Source organism: Shouchella clausii (genome assembly GCF_002250115.1).
Lineage (GTDB): Bacteria > Bacillota > Bacilli > Bacillales > Bacillaceae_D > Shouchella > Shouchella clausii.
This window is the reverse complement of sequence record NZ_CP019985.1, coordinates 2,579,725-2,597,349: the sequence shown is the minus strand read 5'-3', so window position 1 is coordinate 2,597,349 and position 17,625 is coordinate 2,579,725. Positions and strand designations below refer to the sequence as shown.

General features: G+C 43.0%; 12 protein-coding genes. 3 read left to right on the top strand and 9 right to left on the bottom strand.

Features of this window, described 5'->3' with window-relative positions:
- Positions 1 to 11: 11 nt before the first annotated feature.
- Positions 12 to 464 carry an Lrp/AsnC family transcriptional regulator gene (locus BC8716_RS12375; RefSeq protein WP_094426097.1) on the bottom strand — a complete coding sequence of 151 codons (453 nt, stop codon included), beginning with the start codon at positions 462 to 464 and terminating at the stop codon, positions 12 to 14.
- Positions 465 to 1,047: 583 nt separating this feature from the next.
- Between BC8716_RS12375 and BC8716_RS12370 the strand changes: the two genes are divergently transcribed.
- Together BC8716_RS12370 and BC8716_RS12365 are read left to right on the top strand one after the other, a co-directional pair.
- The gene (locus tag BC8716_RS12370) at positions 1,048 to 2,136 is read left to right on the top strand and encodes an LCP family glycopolymer transferase (RefSeq protein ID WP_094426095.1); all 1,089 of its coding nucleotides are present in this window, start codon (positions 1,048 to 1,050) and stop codon (positions 2,134 to 2,136) included.
- A 149-nt stretch (positions 2,137 to 2,285) separates the two neighbouring features.
- Positions 2,286 to 6,434 (top strand): SH3 domain-containing protein, encoded by a 4,149-nt coding sequence (locus BC8716_RS12365; protein ID WP_257392304.1) that lies wholly within the window; start codon positions 2,286 to 2,288, stop codon positions 6,432 to 6,434.
- A gap of 185 nt (positions 6,435 to 6,619) precedes the next feature.
- Here the strand turns inward: BC8716_RS12365 and galU are convergent, their stop codons facing one another.
- The 8 genes from galU to BC8716_RS12325 form a co-directional block, all read right to left on the bottom strand.
- Positions 6,620 to 7,504, bottom strand: a complete 885-nt coding sequence (gene galU, locus BC8716_RS12360; protein ID WP_094426091.1) for a UTP--glucose-1-phosphate uridylyltransferase GalU — start codon at positions 7,502 to 7,504, stop codon at positions 6,620 to 6,622.
- A gap of 52 nt (positions 7,505 to 7,556) precedes the next feature.
- Complete coding sequence (locus BC8716_RS12355) at positions 7,557 to 9,101, bottom strand: glycosyltransferase family 2 protein (RefSeq protein ID WP_094426090.1); 1,545 nt, start codon at positions 9,099 to 9,101, stop codon at positions 7,557 to 7,559.
- Between the two features lie 39 nt (positions 9,102 to 9,140).
- Positions 9,141 to 11,309, bottom strand: a complete 2,169-nt coding sequence (locus tag BC8716_RS12350; protein WP_094426088.1) for a bifunctional glycosyltransferase/CDP-glycerol:glycerophosphate glycerophosphotransferase — start codon at positions 11,307 to 11,309, stop codon at positions 9,141 to 9,143.
- Between the two features lie 99 nt (positions 11,310 to 11,408).
- A complete protein-coding gene (tagD, locus tag BC8716_RS12345) occupies positions 11,409 to 11,807 on the bottom strand; it encodes a glycerol-3-phosphate cytidylyltransferase (RefSeq protein ID WP_011247943.1) in 399 nt (132 codons plus the stop codon).
- A 134-nt stretch (positions 11,808 to 11,941) separates the two neighbouring features.
- Positions 11,942 to 12,694: a CDP-alcohol phosphatidyltransferase family protein gene (locus BC8716_RS12340; protein WP_094426086.1), complete on the bottom strand. Its 753-nt coding sequence runs from the start codon at positions 12,692 to 12,694 to the stop codon at positions 11,942 to 11,944.
- Positions 12,694 to 13,887, bottom strand: coding sequence for a CDP-glycerol glycerophosphotransferase family protein (locus BC8716_RS12335; RefSeq protein WP_169715946.1), 1,194 nt, complete (start codon positions 13,885 to 13,887; stop codon positions 12,694 to 12,696). The genes BC8716_RS12340 and BC8716_RS12335 overlap by 1 nt, the downstream gene beginning before the upstream one ends.
- Before the next feature lie 120 nt (positions 13,888 to 14,007).
- On the bottom strand, positions 14,008 to 15,384 hold the full coding sequence (locus BC8716_RS12330) for a sugar transferase (RefSeq protein WP_245850178.1): 1,377 nt from the start codon (positions 15,382 to 15,384) through the stop codon (positions 14,008 to 14,010).
- A gap of 148 nt (positions 15,385 to 15,532) precedes the next feature.
- Positions 15,533 to 16,561, bottom strand: coding sequence for a glycosyltransferase family 2 protein (locus BC8716_RS12325; RefSeq protein WP_094426082.1), 1,029 nt, complete (start codon positions 16,559 to 16,561; stop codon positions 15,533 to 15,535).
- A gap of 193 nt (positions 16,562 to 16,754) precedes the next feature.
- Here BC8716_RS12325 and BC8716_RS12320 point away from each other — a divergent pair, with 193 nt between their 5' ends.
- On the top strand, positions 16,755 to 17,528 hold the full coding sequence (locus tag BC8716_RS12320; protein WP_094426080.1) for an SGNH/GDSL hydrolase family protein: 774 nt from the start codon (positions 16,755 to 16,757) through the stop codon (positions 17,526 to 17,528).
- Positions 17,529 to 17,625: the final 97 nt, after the last annotated feature.

Genomic DNA, 17,625 nt, shown 5'->3' with positions numbered 1-17,625 from the left:
TTTCGATTGAGTTACGACAATAGATAAGAAATTGAATCTTTGTACTGTTTTAGTTGGATGCTGACATCAATTCCTTCAATTCCGTTTTCTGGCGTGAGCTCTGTATTGACAAAATGGACAAGCGCTTCATTATTTTCAAAATACGCTTGCAGGATTAAATCATGATAGCCCGAATAAGATGCAATATAAATCACTTGAGGAAACGTCTTTAGCCATTGTCCTATTTCATGTTGTTTTCCCAACTGCGAATGAATGCCGATAAACGCTTTTACGGAATAGCCTACCTTTAAAGGATTAATGCGAATCATAAAATCAAATACGCCGTCTTTTCGCATTTTTGTGGCCCGTTTTCGAACTGTCCCCTCGCTGACACCAAGCTTGCGGGCGATTTGGCTGTACGTACACTTGCCATCTTGCTGGAAATATTCTAGAATCAAGAAATCGAGTTTATCTAGCTTTCCCATATCATCACTCACTTATTTTCCCAATTGGATTTGCCCAACTGCGGTACGAAATTAGCAGAAAAAAGCGAAATCTAATACTAATTTCGTAAAAATTATAGTACTAGTATAAAAGAATTATTTTCAGAAATCAATAACAAGTTTCAAAAAAAACCTTTTCTCGTGAAACAATCAGTGAAATGAACGAAAACATTGGCAAAACTGTGTAAAACTCGTTTATTTCACAACTAACAAGCTTTTCTTTTTTCGTTCTTTTCGCCATTCATTTTAATCGATACTATTTATACTAGAATATTAAAACAATTGTCTGTTCTTCATGCGCCATTTGAACTATTTTTCCCAACTCCTAATGCCTATTTTCTATTTATTGGTTGTTTTTATTCCGGCAGCCATTCTATACTATGAACGCAAGCCCTTCACTTTCAAAGGACATTGTGAGAAGATGTAACACGATTTTTCACGGTTCATCCTCTATCTTTTATCTGAAATTGTGATATAATTTGATTTTGAAATAGCGCACTTTGTCGATTTATGCTTGGTTCCCACTTGATTGGGACCTATTTATACTGAAATGAGGGATTGACGTATGGTTGAAGATTCAAGAAAACGTCGCCGAAAAAAAAGACGGACAAAATTTATTTTAAAGACAACTTTAATTGCAGCCATTGTCGCCTTGCTCGCGTTAGGCAGTGGCGTTTGGTATATTTTTAACCATTTAAGCGATACAGCGGCCGGTTCTTACCAAGGCTTGGACCGAGGCAATAAATCTGAGAGACGGATTGAGCCAGTTGATGTTGGGAAGGACAATTTTTCGATGCTGCTTTTAGGAAGTGATTACCGTGAAGGGGATGGCGCCGAACGAACGGACTCCGTCATGGTAGCAACTTTTAATAAAAGCGAGAGATCGATTATCCTAACGAGCATTCCACGTGACACTTATGTAGAAATTGTCGGCTATCGAGGTGGCGGCTTTAAAGATAAAATTACGCATGCCCACGCGTTTGGTGGTATTGATATGGCGATTGCCACCGTTGAAGAACTGCTAGATATACCGATTGACCATTACGCGCTCATCCGTTTTGACGGTCTTGTAGATGTTGTCGATGCTTTAGGCGGCATTGACCTTGAACTCACATACGACATTGACTTTGAAGAAAAAAGCCGCGGTGTTGACTTTCAATTCCGTAAAGGGCCTGCCCATTTAAACGGCGAGCAAGCACTCGCTTATGCTCGTGAACGGAAATCCGCATCTGGCGGCGGCGATAAAGGCCGCGGCATCCGCCAACAACAAGTCGTTGAAGCCATCATTGATAAAGCTGCTTCTTTTTCTAGCATCACACGATTTGATGATGTCTTTCAAGCAGTTGGTGACAACTTGCAAATGGACTTGACGTTCCCAAATATTATTTCGCTCCATGGTTATGCTTCGTCTCTTAGCGGCATTGAAACAATGCAATTAGAGACTACTGGTACTCGCCGCCCTGATATTTATGGCAACAGCATCTGGTACGAGGATATTCATGAAGATAGCTTGCTCGAAATCCAGCAAACTCTTAAACAACATCTTGAACTAACAGATGCAGGTTCAGCTAACTTTATAGACCCAACGAGTCCCGAAAGTGAAGCATTAACTGATACAAACAGTCCATCTGGCACAATAAGCCCAACCGAATAACTGTAAAAAACGTCCGTCTTTTTTCCCGAAGATGGACGTTTTTTTTGCATTGCGTTGTATTATCCGACAAAATTTGAGAAAATACGTTGAACCTATTAATTTATGAAACAGGTGAATCGATACTAGTATAGAAGGCAATTTTTTTGGAGGTGTTCCCTATTCAAAAGAAACTTATGCTTGCTGGCAGTTCTGCGTCTATAGTCGCTTTAGTGGCATCGGCGCTTCCACTGCAATCTGCTTATGCAAGCTCAATTACTGTAAAAGAAAGCCATTACGATTTGTCGTTTGATGCAGCTGTAGATCGGCAAATGGGCCTCTCAGCCCGACCTCAGACCGATAAAAATGGCAGATGGGAAAATGCAAGCCGCTCTGACGTGGCTTATTATATGAATGCCAATAACTTCAAACAAGGAACCTCTTCCTATCTGCAATTTCTAAATTTGTCTTCCAGTGCTGGACTAAGCGCCGAAGCAATTAACAGCCAACTCCTTTCAGATAAGGGAATCTTACAAGGTCAAGGCCAGGCATTTATTAATGCAAGCAAGCTTTACGGCGTGAATGAAATCTACTTAATTTCCCACGCACTGCTAGAAACGGGTAATGGCAAATCCCAACTAGCTACTGGCGTGCAAGTCAATGGCAAAACGGTCTACAACATGTACGGCATTGGCGCTTATGATGGAAACGCGGTCAGCGCAGGCGCCCAATATGCATACAACCAAGGCTGGTTTACACCAGAAGACGCCATCATTGGCGGTGCTCGGTTTGTTTCTAACAACTACTTTGCCCGCGGCCAAAATACGCTTTACAAAATGCGTTGGAACCCAGCTAATCCTGGTACATATCAATATGCAACAGATGTAGGCTGGGCTGTCAAGCAAACCCATCAGATGTCCAACCTATATAGCCTTGTAGATGACTATGAAATGACATTTGACGTTCCAGTATACAAAAACCAGCCAACAGGAGACGCAGGAAACGATAAATTGGAGCAACTCCCAACTGGGACATTTGGGACAACGACTGCTCGCTTAAATGTGCGGACTGGCCCAGGTACCAGCCACTCGATTGTGACGACTTTGGATAAAGATACAAAAATCGAGTTGTTAGCAAAACAAGGGAATTGGTATCAAATCGCAGTTGGCAATACAACTGGTTTTGTTTCTGGAGATTACTTGAAACTTGACAAGCCAAGTGAGGACAACGTCGAAGATTCTGATCAAGAGCCGATTTCTTACGGTGAAACAACGGCAAGGCTTAATTTGCGTAGCCAACCAAATACGTCTAGCAACGTTCTCACAACTCTTGCATTAGGACAAAAGCTTGAAATCCTCAAAAAAGAAGGAAACTGGTACCGCGTCCGCGCTGGCCACCAATCTGGTTGGGTATCGGCTGATTATGTCAAAATTACAAGCAATGGAGAGGACAAAGAGTCTCCTTCCCTCGGTTCGGCCACAACCACTGCGCGCCTTAACTTGCGCTCTGGTGCAGGCACAAACCACAGCATCATTACGACTCTTGCCAAAGGGCAAAAAGTCGAGTTGCTTAAAAAGCAAGGTGGTTGGTACCAAGTTAAAGCAGGCAGCCGGACAGGATGGGTTTCCGCTGATTACTTAAATGTCAACGGCTCTGGCAATGTCGACAACGCTCCTTCTATCGGTTCTGCCACAACAACGGCGCGCCTTAACTTGCGTTCCGGTGCAGGCACAAACCATAGCATCATCACGACTCTTGCCAAAGGGCAAAAAGTCGAGTTGCTCAAAAAGCAAGGTGGTTGGTACCAAGTTAAAGCGGGCAGCCGGACAGGATGGGTTTCCGCTGATTACTTAAATGTCAACGGCTCTGGCAATGTCGACAACGCTCCTTCTATCGGCTCTGCCACAACAACGGCGCGCCTTAACTTGCGCTCTGGTGCAGGCACAAACCATAGCATCATTACGACTCTTGCCAAAGGGCAAAAAGTTGAGTTGCTTAAAAAGCAAGGTGGTTGGTACCAAGTTAAAGCAGGCAACCGGACAGGATGGGTTTCTGCTGATTACTTAAATGTCAACGGCTCTGGCAATGTCGACAACGCTCCTTCTATCGGCTCTGCCACAACAACTGCGCGCCTTAACTTGCGTTCCGGTGCAGGCACAAACCACAGCATCATTACGACTCTTGCCAAAGGGCAAAAAGTTGAGTTGCTTAAAAAGCAAGGTGGTTGGTACCAAGTTAAAGCAGGCAACCGGACAGGATGGGTTTCTGCTGATTACTTAAATGTCAACGGCTCTGGCAATGTCGACAACGCTCCTTCTATCGGTTCTGCCACAACCACTGCGCGCCTTAACTTGCGTTCCGGTGCAGGCACAAACCACAGCATCATTACGACTCTTGACAAAGGGCAAAAAGTCGAGTTGCTCAAAAAGCAAGGTGGTTGGTACCAAGTTAAAGCAGGCAGCCGGACTGGTTGGGTATCGGCTGATTACTTAAATGTTAACGGCTCTAGCAATGCTGATAGTGCTCCTTCGATCGGCTCGGCCACAACAACTGCGCGCCTTAACTTGCGCTCTGGTGCAGGCACAAACCATAGCATCATTACGACTCTTGACAAAGGGCAAAAAGTCGAGTTGCTCAAAAAGCAAGGCGGTTGGTATCAAGTTAAAGCGGGCAACCGGACTGGTTGGGTATCGGCTGATTACTTAAATGTTAACGGCTCTAGCAATGCTGATAGTGCTCCTTCGATCGGCTCTGCTACAACGACAGCACGGCTTAACTTGCGGTCTGGTGCTGGCACGAACCACAGCATTATTACGACTCTTAACAAAGGGCAAAAAGTTGAGTTGCTCAAAAAGCAAGGCGGTTGGTACCAAGTTAAAGCAGGCAACCGGACTGGTTGGGTATCAGCTGATTACTTGAACGTGAGCAACAATCAAGCCAAAACAGAGGCAGTTGAGACGGTTATCGATAGAGGGACAACGACAGCACGTCTAAACCTTCGCGTTGAACCAAATACATCGAGCAAGATTATGACAACTTTGAACAATGGTCAACAGCTAGACATCTTAAAGAAACAAGGCAGCTGGTACTATGTTAAAGTTGGCTCACAAACGGGCTGGGTCTCTTCCCAATACGTTAAGCTAACAGAGGCGAAACCGACTGTCCAAGTCATGGCACGTACTTTCTCATTCGCATCCATTGCTCCAGAAATGGAACCAAACGAGGAAGCGAACGAAAGCGTGACTGACATTGTGAACGAGGAAAATGATGTTGCCGATTCTGAAAACAGTCAATCAGAGAAACAACAGCCTGCTGATGAAGATGAAAAAGAAGAAGACAAACAAGACGTTCCTGAAAGCGATGGCAACCAAGAGCAAGACAACCTTGCTAATAACGAAGAAGAGCCAACACAAGCTGTTTCACCTGACAAAGAACTAGACACAGACGAAAACGCTGAAGAGCCAGCAATCGATGAGAGCGACACTGATCTTCACTCAGGCGAGGCAAATGACGACGCAGTTAAAGAAGACGACCTTGTAGTTGATGAAAATGAGCAAGCTAGCGAAACGACTGGCACGGAAAACAACGCTGAAAACGAAGAAAGCGACTTACCAACATCGGAAGACGCTCCTTCTGAAGAGAACGACTCCTCTGATGAAAGCAGCCTAGAAGAGCCACAAAATCCTGAAACTGACGCTACCAAGGAAGAACAAGATCTAGAAACGGACGCTAGCACAGAAGAGCAAGATTCAGAAACTGACGCTAGCACAGAAGAGCAAGATCCAGAAACGGACACTAGCACAGAAGAACAAGATCCAGAAACGGACACTGGCGCAGAAGAACAAGATCTAGAAACGGACACTAGCACAGAAGAACAAGATCTAGCGGAACAGGTAGCGGAGGAAGAACATGGCGATACTGATCGTACCTCCGAAGACCAAGACAGTCCAGTTAGCGGTACAACTGAAAACAATGAAGCTGACGAAAACAGTGAATTTGTTCAAGAACAAGAAGAAGAAGAATCAGATGTAGCAGGCGACGAAGATGAGGCATCACCAGAAGAGGCTGAAGCGTCTTCAGAACAAGACGAGGAACCTTCAGAAGCAACGGAAGAGCAGCAAACAGCAGTTGGCAAAAAAATTCAACTGACGGAAAACACGCTCTTATTTAGTGAAGCCTCTAGCAATTCCGAACAACTACTTGAACTTTTCGAAGATGATATGATCGAGATTCTTGAGGAAGACACTGATTTTGTAAAAGTAAAAGCGAACGGCGTTGAAGGCTGGATTGCGGTTGAAGCACTCGCTGCAGTGCTTCATTAAAACAGAGAGAGCGAGGCAACTAATTCTAGTTGCCTCGCTCTTTAAATTAGAGCCTTTTTCCGATCGGGCAACACTGTCTTTGATCACTACACTTCCGTATACTGCAAAAGCCTGCCAACGAGTACGTTGACAGGCTTCCATGCTTCCATGTGGCAATCTGAACCGTCAAATTGCCTATTACACGTTCACTGTTTGAGCATGTTTTCGAGTTCGAGATACTCTTTCATTTTTTTAATCAGCGCTGGTTTAAGCTCTTCACGCTGCATAGCAAATTCTAATGTTGTTAACACAAACCCTAGTTTTTCACCCACGTCGTAGCGCTTGCCTTCAAAATCGTAGGCATAGACTTGTTGTTCTTCGTTTAACTTTTGAATCGCGTCGGTAAGCTGAATTTCTCCGCCTGCGCCCGTCTCTTGTTTTTCTAAATGGGCAAAGATTTCTGGTGTCAACAAATAGCGTCCTAAAATCGCCAAGTTCGAAGGTGCCTCTTCCACTTTTGGCTTCTCAACAAAGCGGCTAACGCCATACAAGCGCCCTTCTTGGTTTGCTGGGTCAATGATTCCATACCGGTTTGTTTCTTCTCTAGGAACTTGCTGGACGCCTATAATACTCGCTTGTTTTTCCTCATATTGTTCAATGAGCTGTTTTAAGCACGGCTTCTCGTGTTGGACAATGTCATCGCCAAGCAAAACTGCAAACGGCTCATTGCCAATGAATTTGCGAGCGCACCAAACCGCGTGGCCAAGCCCTTTCGGCTCTTTTTGGCGAATGTAATGAATATCGACTTTGCCTGCTTGTTGTACCGCTTCAAGAAGCTCAAACTTTTCTTTTTTCGCAAGGTTTTCTTCGAGTTCAAACGCATGGTCGAAGTGGTCTTCAATTGCGCGTTTGCCTTTTCCAGTAACGATAATAATGTCTTCAATTCCTGACTCAATCGCTTCTTCAACAATGTATTGAATCGTCGGCTTGTCAACAATTGGCAACATTTCTTTTGGCATTGCTTTTGTGGCTGGCAGGAAACGCGTTCCTAGGCCAGCTGCTGGAATGATTGCTTTTTTGATTGGTTTCATTTCGAAAAACTCCTTTACCGGCAGGCCATTACACCTTTTTGATTGGTCTCGGTTATTTTACTTTAACGCCTATATTGTTGTTGATTGTTTTATACAGATTAAACTTTTTGCCGTTATCAAGTTTAGCGGTCAATGTGGTTTCCGTTCGTTTTTTAACTAGTTTCTTTTCATAGTCGTCATACATCAGGGCAAACTCGTATGAGCCTTTTGGAAGAACGTTTAATTCTTCCATTTTCAGTGAAACTACCACAGAGTCCTCTTTCTGTTTTACTGCATTCGGTAGCTGGTAGACGTTGTCCACATTGGCCCTGTCTATTAAGGCAACTCCTTCAATCGGAGACAGGGAATGGCCAGTCAGTTTAATTTTCAGTTGGATTTTTTCTTGGTCTTGCATTTCTGTATCCAATTCTGCTTTTAACCGAACGGGAATCTTCATTTCTTTCCCATTTTCCAATACGGCAACATTGTAAGGAAGCCCGTTCTCTATAATCTGTTTTGTTTCTCCACCTTTTTTCGACCATTTTGCCAATGCTTCTAGCGTGCCATAATCCTTTGCCATTGCCAAATCAAAATAAATAACGTTTATTGGCTTAATAATCGTCTCTCTAATTTCATAAGGGCGTTTGGCCTTTTTGAAAATGCCCATTGCCTCATGGAATTTGGCATAATACAGTTGTTTATCTTTGCTTTTTACAAAGTGTTTCCGGTCAAAAAGCCTCGTAATGCAGTCAAATTCAATTAAGCGGTTGACGATGTTTTTTTCTTTTTCCGGCTCCAGCTTCTTATTTAATACGTATTTTAAAACTTTAATGTTCGAGTCCATTTTCTCGCCAATATCCGTTTGTTTTGTCAGAGAATCGTTGTCATCGATTCGATTTAAATAATAAATCGTCTCAGTCGTTGTCGAGATTTCTCCTGCAGCCAAAATCACATCTATAAAAAATTGCTTGTCCTCAGCAAACTTCATTTCTGGATAACGGATTTTATGATGTTTGATTAAATCTAAACTCATCATCCGCGCTCTTGGCCCTAAATGGTAAAACAAATGCTTGATCGAAAAAGGTGAGACATTGTGCCTGACTTTACTCGATTCGTATCTTCCAATAACCTTTTGTCCTTTTGAGTCAACTTGAATCGACTTTCCAACGGCATACTTTCCATTTGTCTCTTCTAACAAGTCATACAAAATTTGAATGCCATCTAACGAAAGCCAATCATCGGCGTCTACATACATAATGTACTTCGAATTTGCCAAATGCGTTCCCAAGTTCCTCGGAAACGCTGGGGTACCGGTGTTCGTTTCCAGGAAAATGCTAACGATATTTTTGTAGGTTTCTGAGTAACTCTTCAACAATTCCCTTGATCCGTCATTTGAACCATCGTCGACAAGGATGCAAGTTATGTTTTCAAACCCAATCGTTTGCTTAATAATCGAATCAACCGTCTTCTCTAAGTAGGCGATCGCATTATATACAGGCACTACTACAGACACCTTCGTGTCGTTCTTAAGCGCTGCTTCATTTAATATCGAGTAATCCACCTTGTTGTAGTACGCTTTTTCATCTTCCTTTTTAGAGAATAAATTGAAGATACCCATTTTTCCCCACTCCTATCTGCACCTCTTAATAGATGGCCTTTATTTTGCAGAAACAATCACTTTTTCAGCAATTTTTTCAGAGGCACGGCCATCATCCAAGTGACAATATTCATCATAGAATTTTTCTATTCTGTCCCTATAAAGCTCCTTGGTTTCGTTCAAGTTTGCTAATGCAGCAATAATTTCATCGGTTGTCTTCAATAATGGGCCAGGCACGTCTGATTCAAGGTCAATGTAGAAACCTCTCAACGTATCTCGGTACTTCTCAAGGTCGTAAGTAAAGAACAAGATCGGTCGTTTTAAGTTTGCATAATCAAAGAAGACAGACGAATAGTCAGTAATTAGAACATCCGCCAACAAATAAAGCTCGGTCACATCATCGTATTGTGAAGCATTATAGACAAAATCCTCGACCCCGGAGAAATCCAACTTGTCCGCTATAAAATAATGAGTGCGGATCATAAAGAAATACTCATCCCCTAGCGCTGCTTTTAATTTTTCCAGATCAAGTTGTAACTTAAATTTGTATTGCCCTGGTTTGTAAAATTCATCGTCGCGCCAAGTAGGAGCATAAAGGACAATTTTTTTGTCTTTTGGCAACTGCAGTTTAGCTTTCAGCTGCTCTGCGATTTGTTCTTTATTTTCTGCATAAAGCAAATCATTCCTTGGATAGCCATGTTCCAATATCTCGTTATCAAACATGAACGCCCGTTTGAATATCTCAGTCGAATAATGGTTCGCAGAGACAAGATAGTCCCACGCCCTCGATTGGAGATAGAAATCTTTTTTATAATTCGGGTTAGCTGAATGTACTTCATTCATATCAAATACTAACTTTTTTAAAGGGGTTCCATGCCAAGTTGCAAGAAATACTTGTCCAGGCCGTTTAACAAACCATTTAGGTTGACGCATATTATTTACGTGGAATTTCGCTCTCGCCATAAAGTACAAATGTTTTAAACCAAAGCGTTTTACTTTCACGACCCCTTTAGGCTCTTCTCTCTCTGGATCATTAAAAACCCATATATGTTTGTATTTACCCGGATAGGTGCGATTTAAATACTCATAAATGTATTTTGGGCTATCTGAATAGTTTCTCCCTAAAAAGCTCTCATACAAAATATAGTCTTTCTTGATGGCCAGTTTCTTTGTAAACCATTTTTGATAAAGAACCCGCCGATATGACCCTGGTTTCTTTTTAATCTTCTTCAACGTACGGAAATTCAAGCGCCTATTCGCCATTCGGGCCGCCTTATTATAATGGCCTTCACACAAATGTTGGATTTCTTTTTGATGGATTGAGCGGCTAAAAGAAAATTGGTCTAGCCCGATTCGTTTGAATGCGTCAGCCCAAATGCCCTTATATACGTCATCTGGATCATCATTATAAATCCCGTTTAAATACTTATAATGGTAAGCCTTTAAAAATCGTTTAAGCAAAACGTTTTTGAACGGTTGACCGTCTTCTAATGAAGCGATTGCTTGTGCCATTGATTGCGGATACCATTCAATGCCGTTTAACGCTTGCGCAATAGACGGGTCATTAATTGGATCATTGCGGATCAATTTTAAATAAATGGCATCCTTGTCGTACACGACGGCCTTCGTCGTTTTGGTGTACGCTTGTGAAGTAAACAAAATATCACTAAAGCCAAGGACATTCTCCTCAAAATAAATGCCATGCTCAAGAATGAAATCCCGCTTAAAAAGAGTGTTGAGAGCAGAAGCACGGTATTTTTTTACCGCTAGTGTTTTCGGCTTCGCTATTCTGTTTTCTAAAAGGCGCTTCAACATCCTGCTATAAGAAGAAGGTAGATGAACGGACACGTTCGTTTCTTTCATTGCTCCAAGTACCACATCGTAAGAGTCACTATTGGACTTTGCTGACTCCAATAGTACATATAAGGTGTGCTCATGCAGCAAATCATCGACATCTAAAAAATAGAGGTATTCCCCTGTTGCTACCTCAATGCCTTTATTACGCTTTTCGTTGACATTTTTTAATTCAGTGTCCACTACAACTTTTACATCCACATTGGAATTTTCTCTGTTCTCCAATTGAACTTGTTCTGCCAAGGGGGAATCCCCTTCTAAAATGACAATCCATTCAACGTTTGCTTGTAATTGCCCTTTTACTGATTCATAGCAACGTTTTATGTATTTCTCGTCTTGTTGGCTTACAGGTGTGACAATGCTTATTTCGTACATATATATAAAGCCACCTTCCTCGAAAAAAAATGAGCTCCACACTCAATCTAAATTAAAGCATGGAGCTCCCTTTCTTAGTATGAAATTCTAAATGGGAATTTATCCTTGCTTCGCCTCTAGCAATTCCGTCTTAATTTTTGTCGTCGAAATACCAGCAGTACGCGGCAAATAGACTACTTCGCAATACTCTTTTAAGAAATCGAATTTGCCTCTCCAATCGTCTCCCATGACAAAGACATCGATATCATATTTTTGTACGTCTTCCACTTTTTGCTCCCATGTGTTTTCAGGGATGACTTCATCCACATAACGGATCGCTTCAAGGATCATTTTGCGGTTTTCAAAACTGTGGTACGCTTCTTTTTGTTTAAGGGCATTAAATTCGTCAGATGAAATGGCGACAATCAAATAGTCACCTAAATCTTTCGCCCGTTTTAGTAAATTAATATGGCCCCAATGGAGCAAATCAAACGTTCCGTACGTAATTACTTTTTTCAAGATGCTCTCCTCCTATGGTCACTGTAGCGGTTCTTCTATCGTTCGAGTCGATTCTACACTTAGTTTGCAATAGTATCAGTATAGCATATTTTACAGGCAAGCATTTTGTAATTTCTTGGGGAAATCCGGTAGAATTAAAAGCTTCGTACCGTCAAGAAAAAACGGGCACATACTTTTAAGGCAAACACGAGCAAAAAGCCGCCGATATACCAACTTTGCGCAGCTGTAGGCTGAATTCCTGTCACCAACGTAATTAGCGCCAAGACGAAAAAGAAACCTGGCAAACCTAACAACACACCAGCGGCCTCAAATAGAAGCCCTTTTGTACGAATTTTATTGACTGGGTCACGTGCATTTGGCGCTTGCGAATGTGTAAGCTGGTAGGCAATCGGTACGAATAACGCCATAATGATTAAAACGATGAGCAGATACAGAATACCTCGCCCGACTGAATCCAATTGTACATATTCTAACGCCACCATAAGTGACAATGGCATAGCTAAATACACAGGGAGCGTTGCTCCTTGGATGAGCAAGTCAATAAAGTAGCCTTTTTTTGATGTGTTATTGGAAATTCTCGCCATTTCACCATCGACGCAATCAAACAAATAGCCTATGTTATAACAGAAAAAAGCAACAATACATGCAGCTGGAGTAGCCTGCAATAGCCAAAAACCCGAGAAAGCCACAAAGAAAGCGCTCATCCAGCTTACTGCATTTGGCGTCCATTTCCACTTTAAAAACACAATTGTGACATAGATGGAGAGACGCCGCAATACATACCAAGACCAAAGATCTTCTTTCGTACTATAGGATTGCGCTTGTTGACGGTAGGCGCGGATCGCCTTTGTATCGAGCCACGTTGTGGGGAGTTTGTTGGTCTCCATTAAAAATTTTCCTCCTTGAAAACTTCCGTTACAACTCTACTAGCCGCATTACCGTCTTCCAAGTGACAAAAACGCTCGATAAAGGCTTCGTATTTTTCCTTATATGGTTTCATGCCTTCGGCGCTAAGTTGCTCAATCGCTGCTGCTACTTCTGCTGTTGTCCGCACAACCGGCCCCGGCGCTTCCGCCTCCAAGTCAAAATAAAAGCCGCGGACTTCATCACGATACTCTTCTAGGTCATAGACAAAAAAGATCATTGGCTTCCGTGTATTGGCGTAATCAAAAAACACAGATGAGTAATCCGTGATTAACAGATCGGACAATAAGTAAAGTTCGTTAATATCATGGAACGCAGATACGTCTTTTACAAATTCACCGTATGCGTCTAAATCAAATTGTTCCTTTATGAAAGAATGGAGGCGCAACAAAATAATCGTATCATTGCCAAATCGCGCAAAAAGCTCATCTAAGTCCAACTGCAAATCGAATTTATATGACCCAAGCCCATAATGTTGGTGATCTCTCCATGTTGGCGCATACAAAATCACGTTCTTGCCGTTCGCGATGCCGTACTTTTTCCGCAATCGGTGTGATGCTTCGTCTAGATCTCCTTGATACAGAATATCATTTCGTGGGTAACCTGTCTCTAAAATTTGTTTGTTGAACGCAAACGCCCTTCTAAAGATCGCGGTAGAATACGGGTTAGGCGACAGCAAATAATCCCAATGGCTTGCTTCAGTTTGGAAATTTTTTATATACTTTGATTTTGATATGCCAGGCATACGAACCTGTTCCATATCGCCGACTAGCTTTTTCAGCGGCGTACCGTGCCAAGTTTGTACATACGTAGTATGGGCCGGTTTTGGCACCCAATTGGGCATTCTGCTGTTAGTCACCCAAAAGCCAGCACGGGCCATATAATAAAACCATTTTAAACTAAGGCGCCGTACATATGGAATTTGCTGTGCTTCAAACTTGCCAATATGATCTTTATTGACGCTCCAGACAAGTTCATAGGGCATGTCATGGGAGCGCATGTATTCATAAATCGCCCGTGGATTGCATGAATATTGCTTTCCGGAAAAACTTTCAAACACAACAAGCTTTTTTTTGGCCGGCAGGCACGCAAAACAGGCAAACACAAATTTGGAAAGCGCCCTTATTATAGGAAGCTGTTTGATTTTTTTTCGCATTGTTTCCCCCAAACAAACAGATATCCCCACAAATCATCGCGGGGATATGGTCTTATTCGCATCACGTTTATCATAGTCAGTCTTTCATCGGCGGTTCTCTCACCATGGCCGAAATGGGGCTTACTTGACGGACACTTTTTCGCTTTTGCGGTATACACGGCTCGCTTTTTGCGGCGCCGCTTCCCCTTCTGACTTCGCTTTATTAATGACAACCAAGATCGTTTGCATTAAAATGATGCAGTCCAGCCAAAACGAATAGTTGCGAATATAGTGTAAGTCAAATTTGAGCTTTTTATCAACGTTCGTCGTATATTTCCCCATCACTTGGGCATAACCGGTAATTCCTGGTTTAACCGCATGGCGGTAGTTGAACCATTTGTTCTCCCGCTGGAATTTTTCTGCAAAGAAATCCCGTTCTGGGCGAGGACCGACTAAAGACATGTCGCCGATCAAGACATTGATCAGTTGCGGCAGCTCATCAATCCGAGTTTTGCGGATGAACTTGCCTGTTTTCGTAATCCGATCGTCATCTGATTTAGCCAACGTAGGTCCTGTTTTGGCCTCTGCGTCCATAACCATTGAGCGGAATTTTAAAATGTTAAAAGGTTGATGGTTTTTCCCTAGCCGCTCTTGTTTGAAGAAAATCGGCCCGCCATCTTCCAACTTAATCGCGATCGCTGTTAAGAGCATGACCGGCAGCGTAGCAATCAGCATCACACTTGATGCAGCAATGTCAACAGCCCGTTTTATAAGCAGTTGCGTTAACGTTAACGTAAAAGGCTTTACTTGCATAACCATCGTATCGTCCATTGTTGTCACCGATGTGTTCATCAAAAGCATGTCGTTTACTTTCGGCACGACATAAACAAGCTTTTTCTTTTTCATCGCATGGAACATGAGACGATCCTTCTTGCCTTCGTCTAACCCTGAACCGAGAAAGACGACATCGTATTCCATTAGCTTCGTCCGCAGTTGAGCGAGCGACTCGCGTTTATCGTACCATCTAACGTAGCTGCTTTTCGATAAGAATGTCGACAAGCTATGTTCCATTTCGGCAAATTCTTCCTCCGAGCCGATAAACATGACTTTCCCTTTTCGCGAAAGCTGGCTGTATTTCGTGTAGGCCCCTTTCCAAATAAGCAACAAGATAAAAGCGAGCACATGGGCAAGAAGCAAAACGGAACGGGGCAGCGCGAATTCCCGGAAAAAGAATGACACAGTCATTGTCAATAGCATAATAAATGTCAAAGAAATCGCCAATTTACGGACGAGATCCCACATATCATGCTGGACAAGACGGTCCAATTCATAGATGCCGAGAAACAGCACACTAATAAGCAAAATCCAAGGAGCCACTGAGCCAAATGCCTCGTAGTTCTTTGGCGTCATCTGGCCCCTTAATATCGAAAAGGCTAAGCCATATGAGGAGATAATAAGCAGCAAATCGACAAGCATCGTTAAGCCGCGGGTCATTCGATTTGGGATCATAGTAGGCATCTGCATGACTCCTAGTTTCGTAGTTTTCGTCTAACGACATTTTAGCATACGAATATAAGAAAGTCTTTACAGATCCTTAACATTCAATGAAAATCCACAGCTACTCGATATTTTCTCATATTGGCAATGAAGGGCGGCAGTCGCGCTTTTAACGGCCCGCCGTCCAGTATGCTTTTGTAAAGAAAGCTTTAAATGATCCATAGCCTCGGAAAAAATGAAGGCAAAAAAACGTCCACATGCATGGAAGCAACCATTTCCACCCTTTCTTCTTCGCAAAACCGATTGAAGCATAGGCACTGGCGCCGATATAGGCGATTACACATAAAGCAAAAAACAACGCAAAGCCGGGATGAAAAAAAGAGGCCACCAGCAGTGCAAGGCCGGCTATAAACGCAAATAACGGCGCTTTGTGTCGGTTTCCAAGGGAGCCAGGCGTCACGCGGTTGGCAACAATCGTCCACATGCCGTCGCCTAGCGACTTGTCTATAAGGCCCCCTATTGTGCTTCTGACATAGTAAGTAGAACAAATGGTTGTCGAAAGAAAAAATGTTTTTCCGGCGGTGCGCATCCGTTTGTGGAATTCCAAATCTTCGTTTCGTTTTAGCTGCTCGTTAAAATAGCCGACTTCTTGAAATACACTTCGTTTATAAGCGCCATATGGCACTGTGTCGACAAAGCCTTCCCAAACTTGGTCACTAGCCAATGTACGGAATTTAGAGTTGCCGACGCCAAAAGGATGGGAATAGACATATTCATTGATGCAACCTTGGGTGCCCTCGCCTTTAGACTCAATGATGCCGCCTACAACATCAGCATCAGGCTGTTTACGAATCACCTTCGCATAGCGGAGCAGAAAGTCATCAGGAATCGATGTATGGCCATCAATTCGAAGAACGTACTCCCCTGAAGCTTCCTTAATCGCTAAGTTCCAGCCGACTGGAAGCGTTTGTTTTGGGTTATCGACCAATTTAATGATCGGGTGCTTCTGTTGGTATGATCTCACAATTTCTCGTGTATTGTCCGTCGAATGGCCATCTACCACAATCAGCTCCATCTCAAAACCGTTGCGTTGCTGGTTAAGCACTTGCTCAAGTAGACGACCAATATAAGCTTCTTCGTTGCGCAAGACGAGCAATACGGAAAAAAATGGCGTGCGCTGTGCTGTTTGCTCGCCCATTTCCTCTCCCCCTGATTCATGTATTGACAATGGTGATAATACTACCGGAAAGTGCTTTAGAAGTAAACATCCTTTCCCCCATTTACATGACTGGCACAGAATTTTAGGGAATTTTGTTGTTTTTTCTTCTATTACCGGCAAAGCCATTTTATACTAGATAGAGACTTAAGCCATACAGAAAGGACGACATTGATTGAAGAACACGGTCTTTACAGCACTGATAATGGTTAGTGTTGTTGGCATGGTGATCGCCCACTTTTATTACCAAAATCGCGTTAATACGATCGCAAAAGAGGCTATTTCCCAAGCATCTGTCGACACACACAACCAAGAGAAAACAAGCACAAAAGCAGAGCATGATAGCGAGGGGATTGAAATCGGCGGATGGCTTGGCGATTTTCTTGACAGCCAAGACGCTGACTCGGCGCATATTGTCTTTTTCGGTTCCAGCTCCATTGAGAACGAAAACGGAAAAAGCTGGCCAGAGCTTGTGATGGAACAAATTGATAATGGGGCTGCTTCGCCCACTATCGATTACGAAGTGATTTCAGTCGGAAGCGACACAACAAGCGACCAGCTTCTGGCAGAAGGGTTTGCCGACAAGATTGCAGAATCTGAGCCTGATGTGCTTGTGCTCGAATCACTGACGCTTAACGACAACGGCAATCTTGCTGCATCTGACTCAATTGCCCACCTCTCTGCTTTTATTGACGCCGTTTCCGAACAAATTCCAGGCGTTGAAATTATTCTTGTGCCGACAAACCCAATTGGCCCAGCAACCGTCTACCCTGGACAAATTGATGTGTTAAACGAACAAGCCCCATCACTCCCTGTAACGTATGTGGACCATTGGGATGCTTGGCCAGCCGAGGAGGAAATGGCCGCATACGTGGAAAGCGGGCGACCGACAAGCGAAGGCCATGAACTTTGGGCATCGGCTTTTAGTCAATTTTTCATTGGCGAGTAAGCAGTTTGCTTTTCATTTTTTCAAAATGCGCTATAATGGACGTTCTGTTCATATGAACAGAACGTCCTTTCGTTTTTGGCCAAAAAAAATGTTTTTT

Bases quoted from the DNA above. Each gene is read 5' to 3' on its own strand.
- BC8716_RS12350 (WP_094426088.1), bottom strand. From the start codon at position 11,309: ATGTACGAAATAAGCATTGTCACACCTGTAAGCCAACAAGACGAGAAA.
- BC8716_RS12325 (WP_094426082.1), bottom strand. From the start codon at position 16,561: ATGGGCGAGCAAACAGCACAGCGCACGCCATTTTTTTCCGTATTGCTC.
- BC8716_RS12370 (WP_094426095.1), top strand. From the start codon at position 1,048: ATGGTTGAAGATTCAAGAAAACGTCGCCGAAAAAAAAGACGGACAAAA.
- BC8716_RS12335 (WP_169715946.1), bottom strand. From the start codon at position 13,887: ATGCGAAAAAAAATCAAACAGCTTCCTATAATAAGGGCGCTTTCCAAA.
- BC8716_RS12375 (WP_094426097.1), bottom strand. From the start codon at position 464: ATGGGAAAGCTAGATAAACTCGATTTCTTGATTCTAGAATATTTCCAG.
- BC8716_RS12355 (WP_094426090.1), bottom strand. From the start codon at position 9,101: ATGGGTATCTTCAATTTATTCTCTAAAAAGGAAGATGAAAAAGCGTAC.
- BC8716_RS12340 (WP_094426086.1), bottom strand. From the start codon at position 12,694: ATGGAGACCAACAAACTCCCCACAACGTGGCTCGATACAAAGGCGATC.
- galU (WP_094426091.1), bottom strand. From the start codon at position 7,504: ATGAAACCAATCAAAAAAGCAATCATTCCAGCAGCTGGCCTAGGAACG.
- BC8716_RS12330 (WP_245850178.1), bottom strand. From the start codon at position 15,384: ATGCCTACTATGATCCCAAATCGAATGACCCGCGGCTTAACGATGCTT.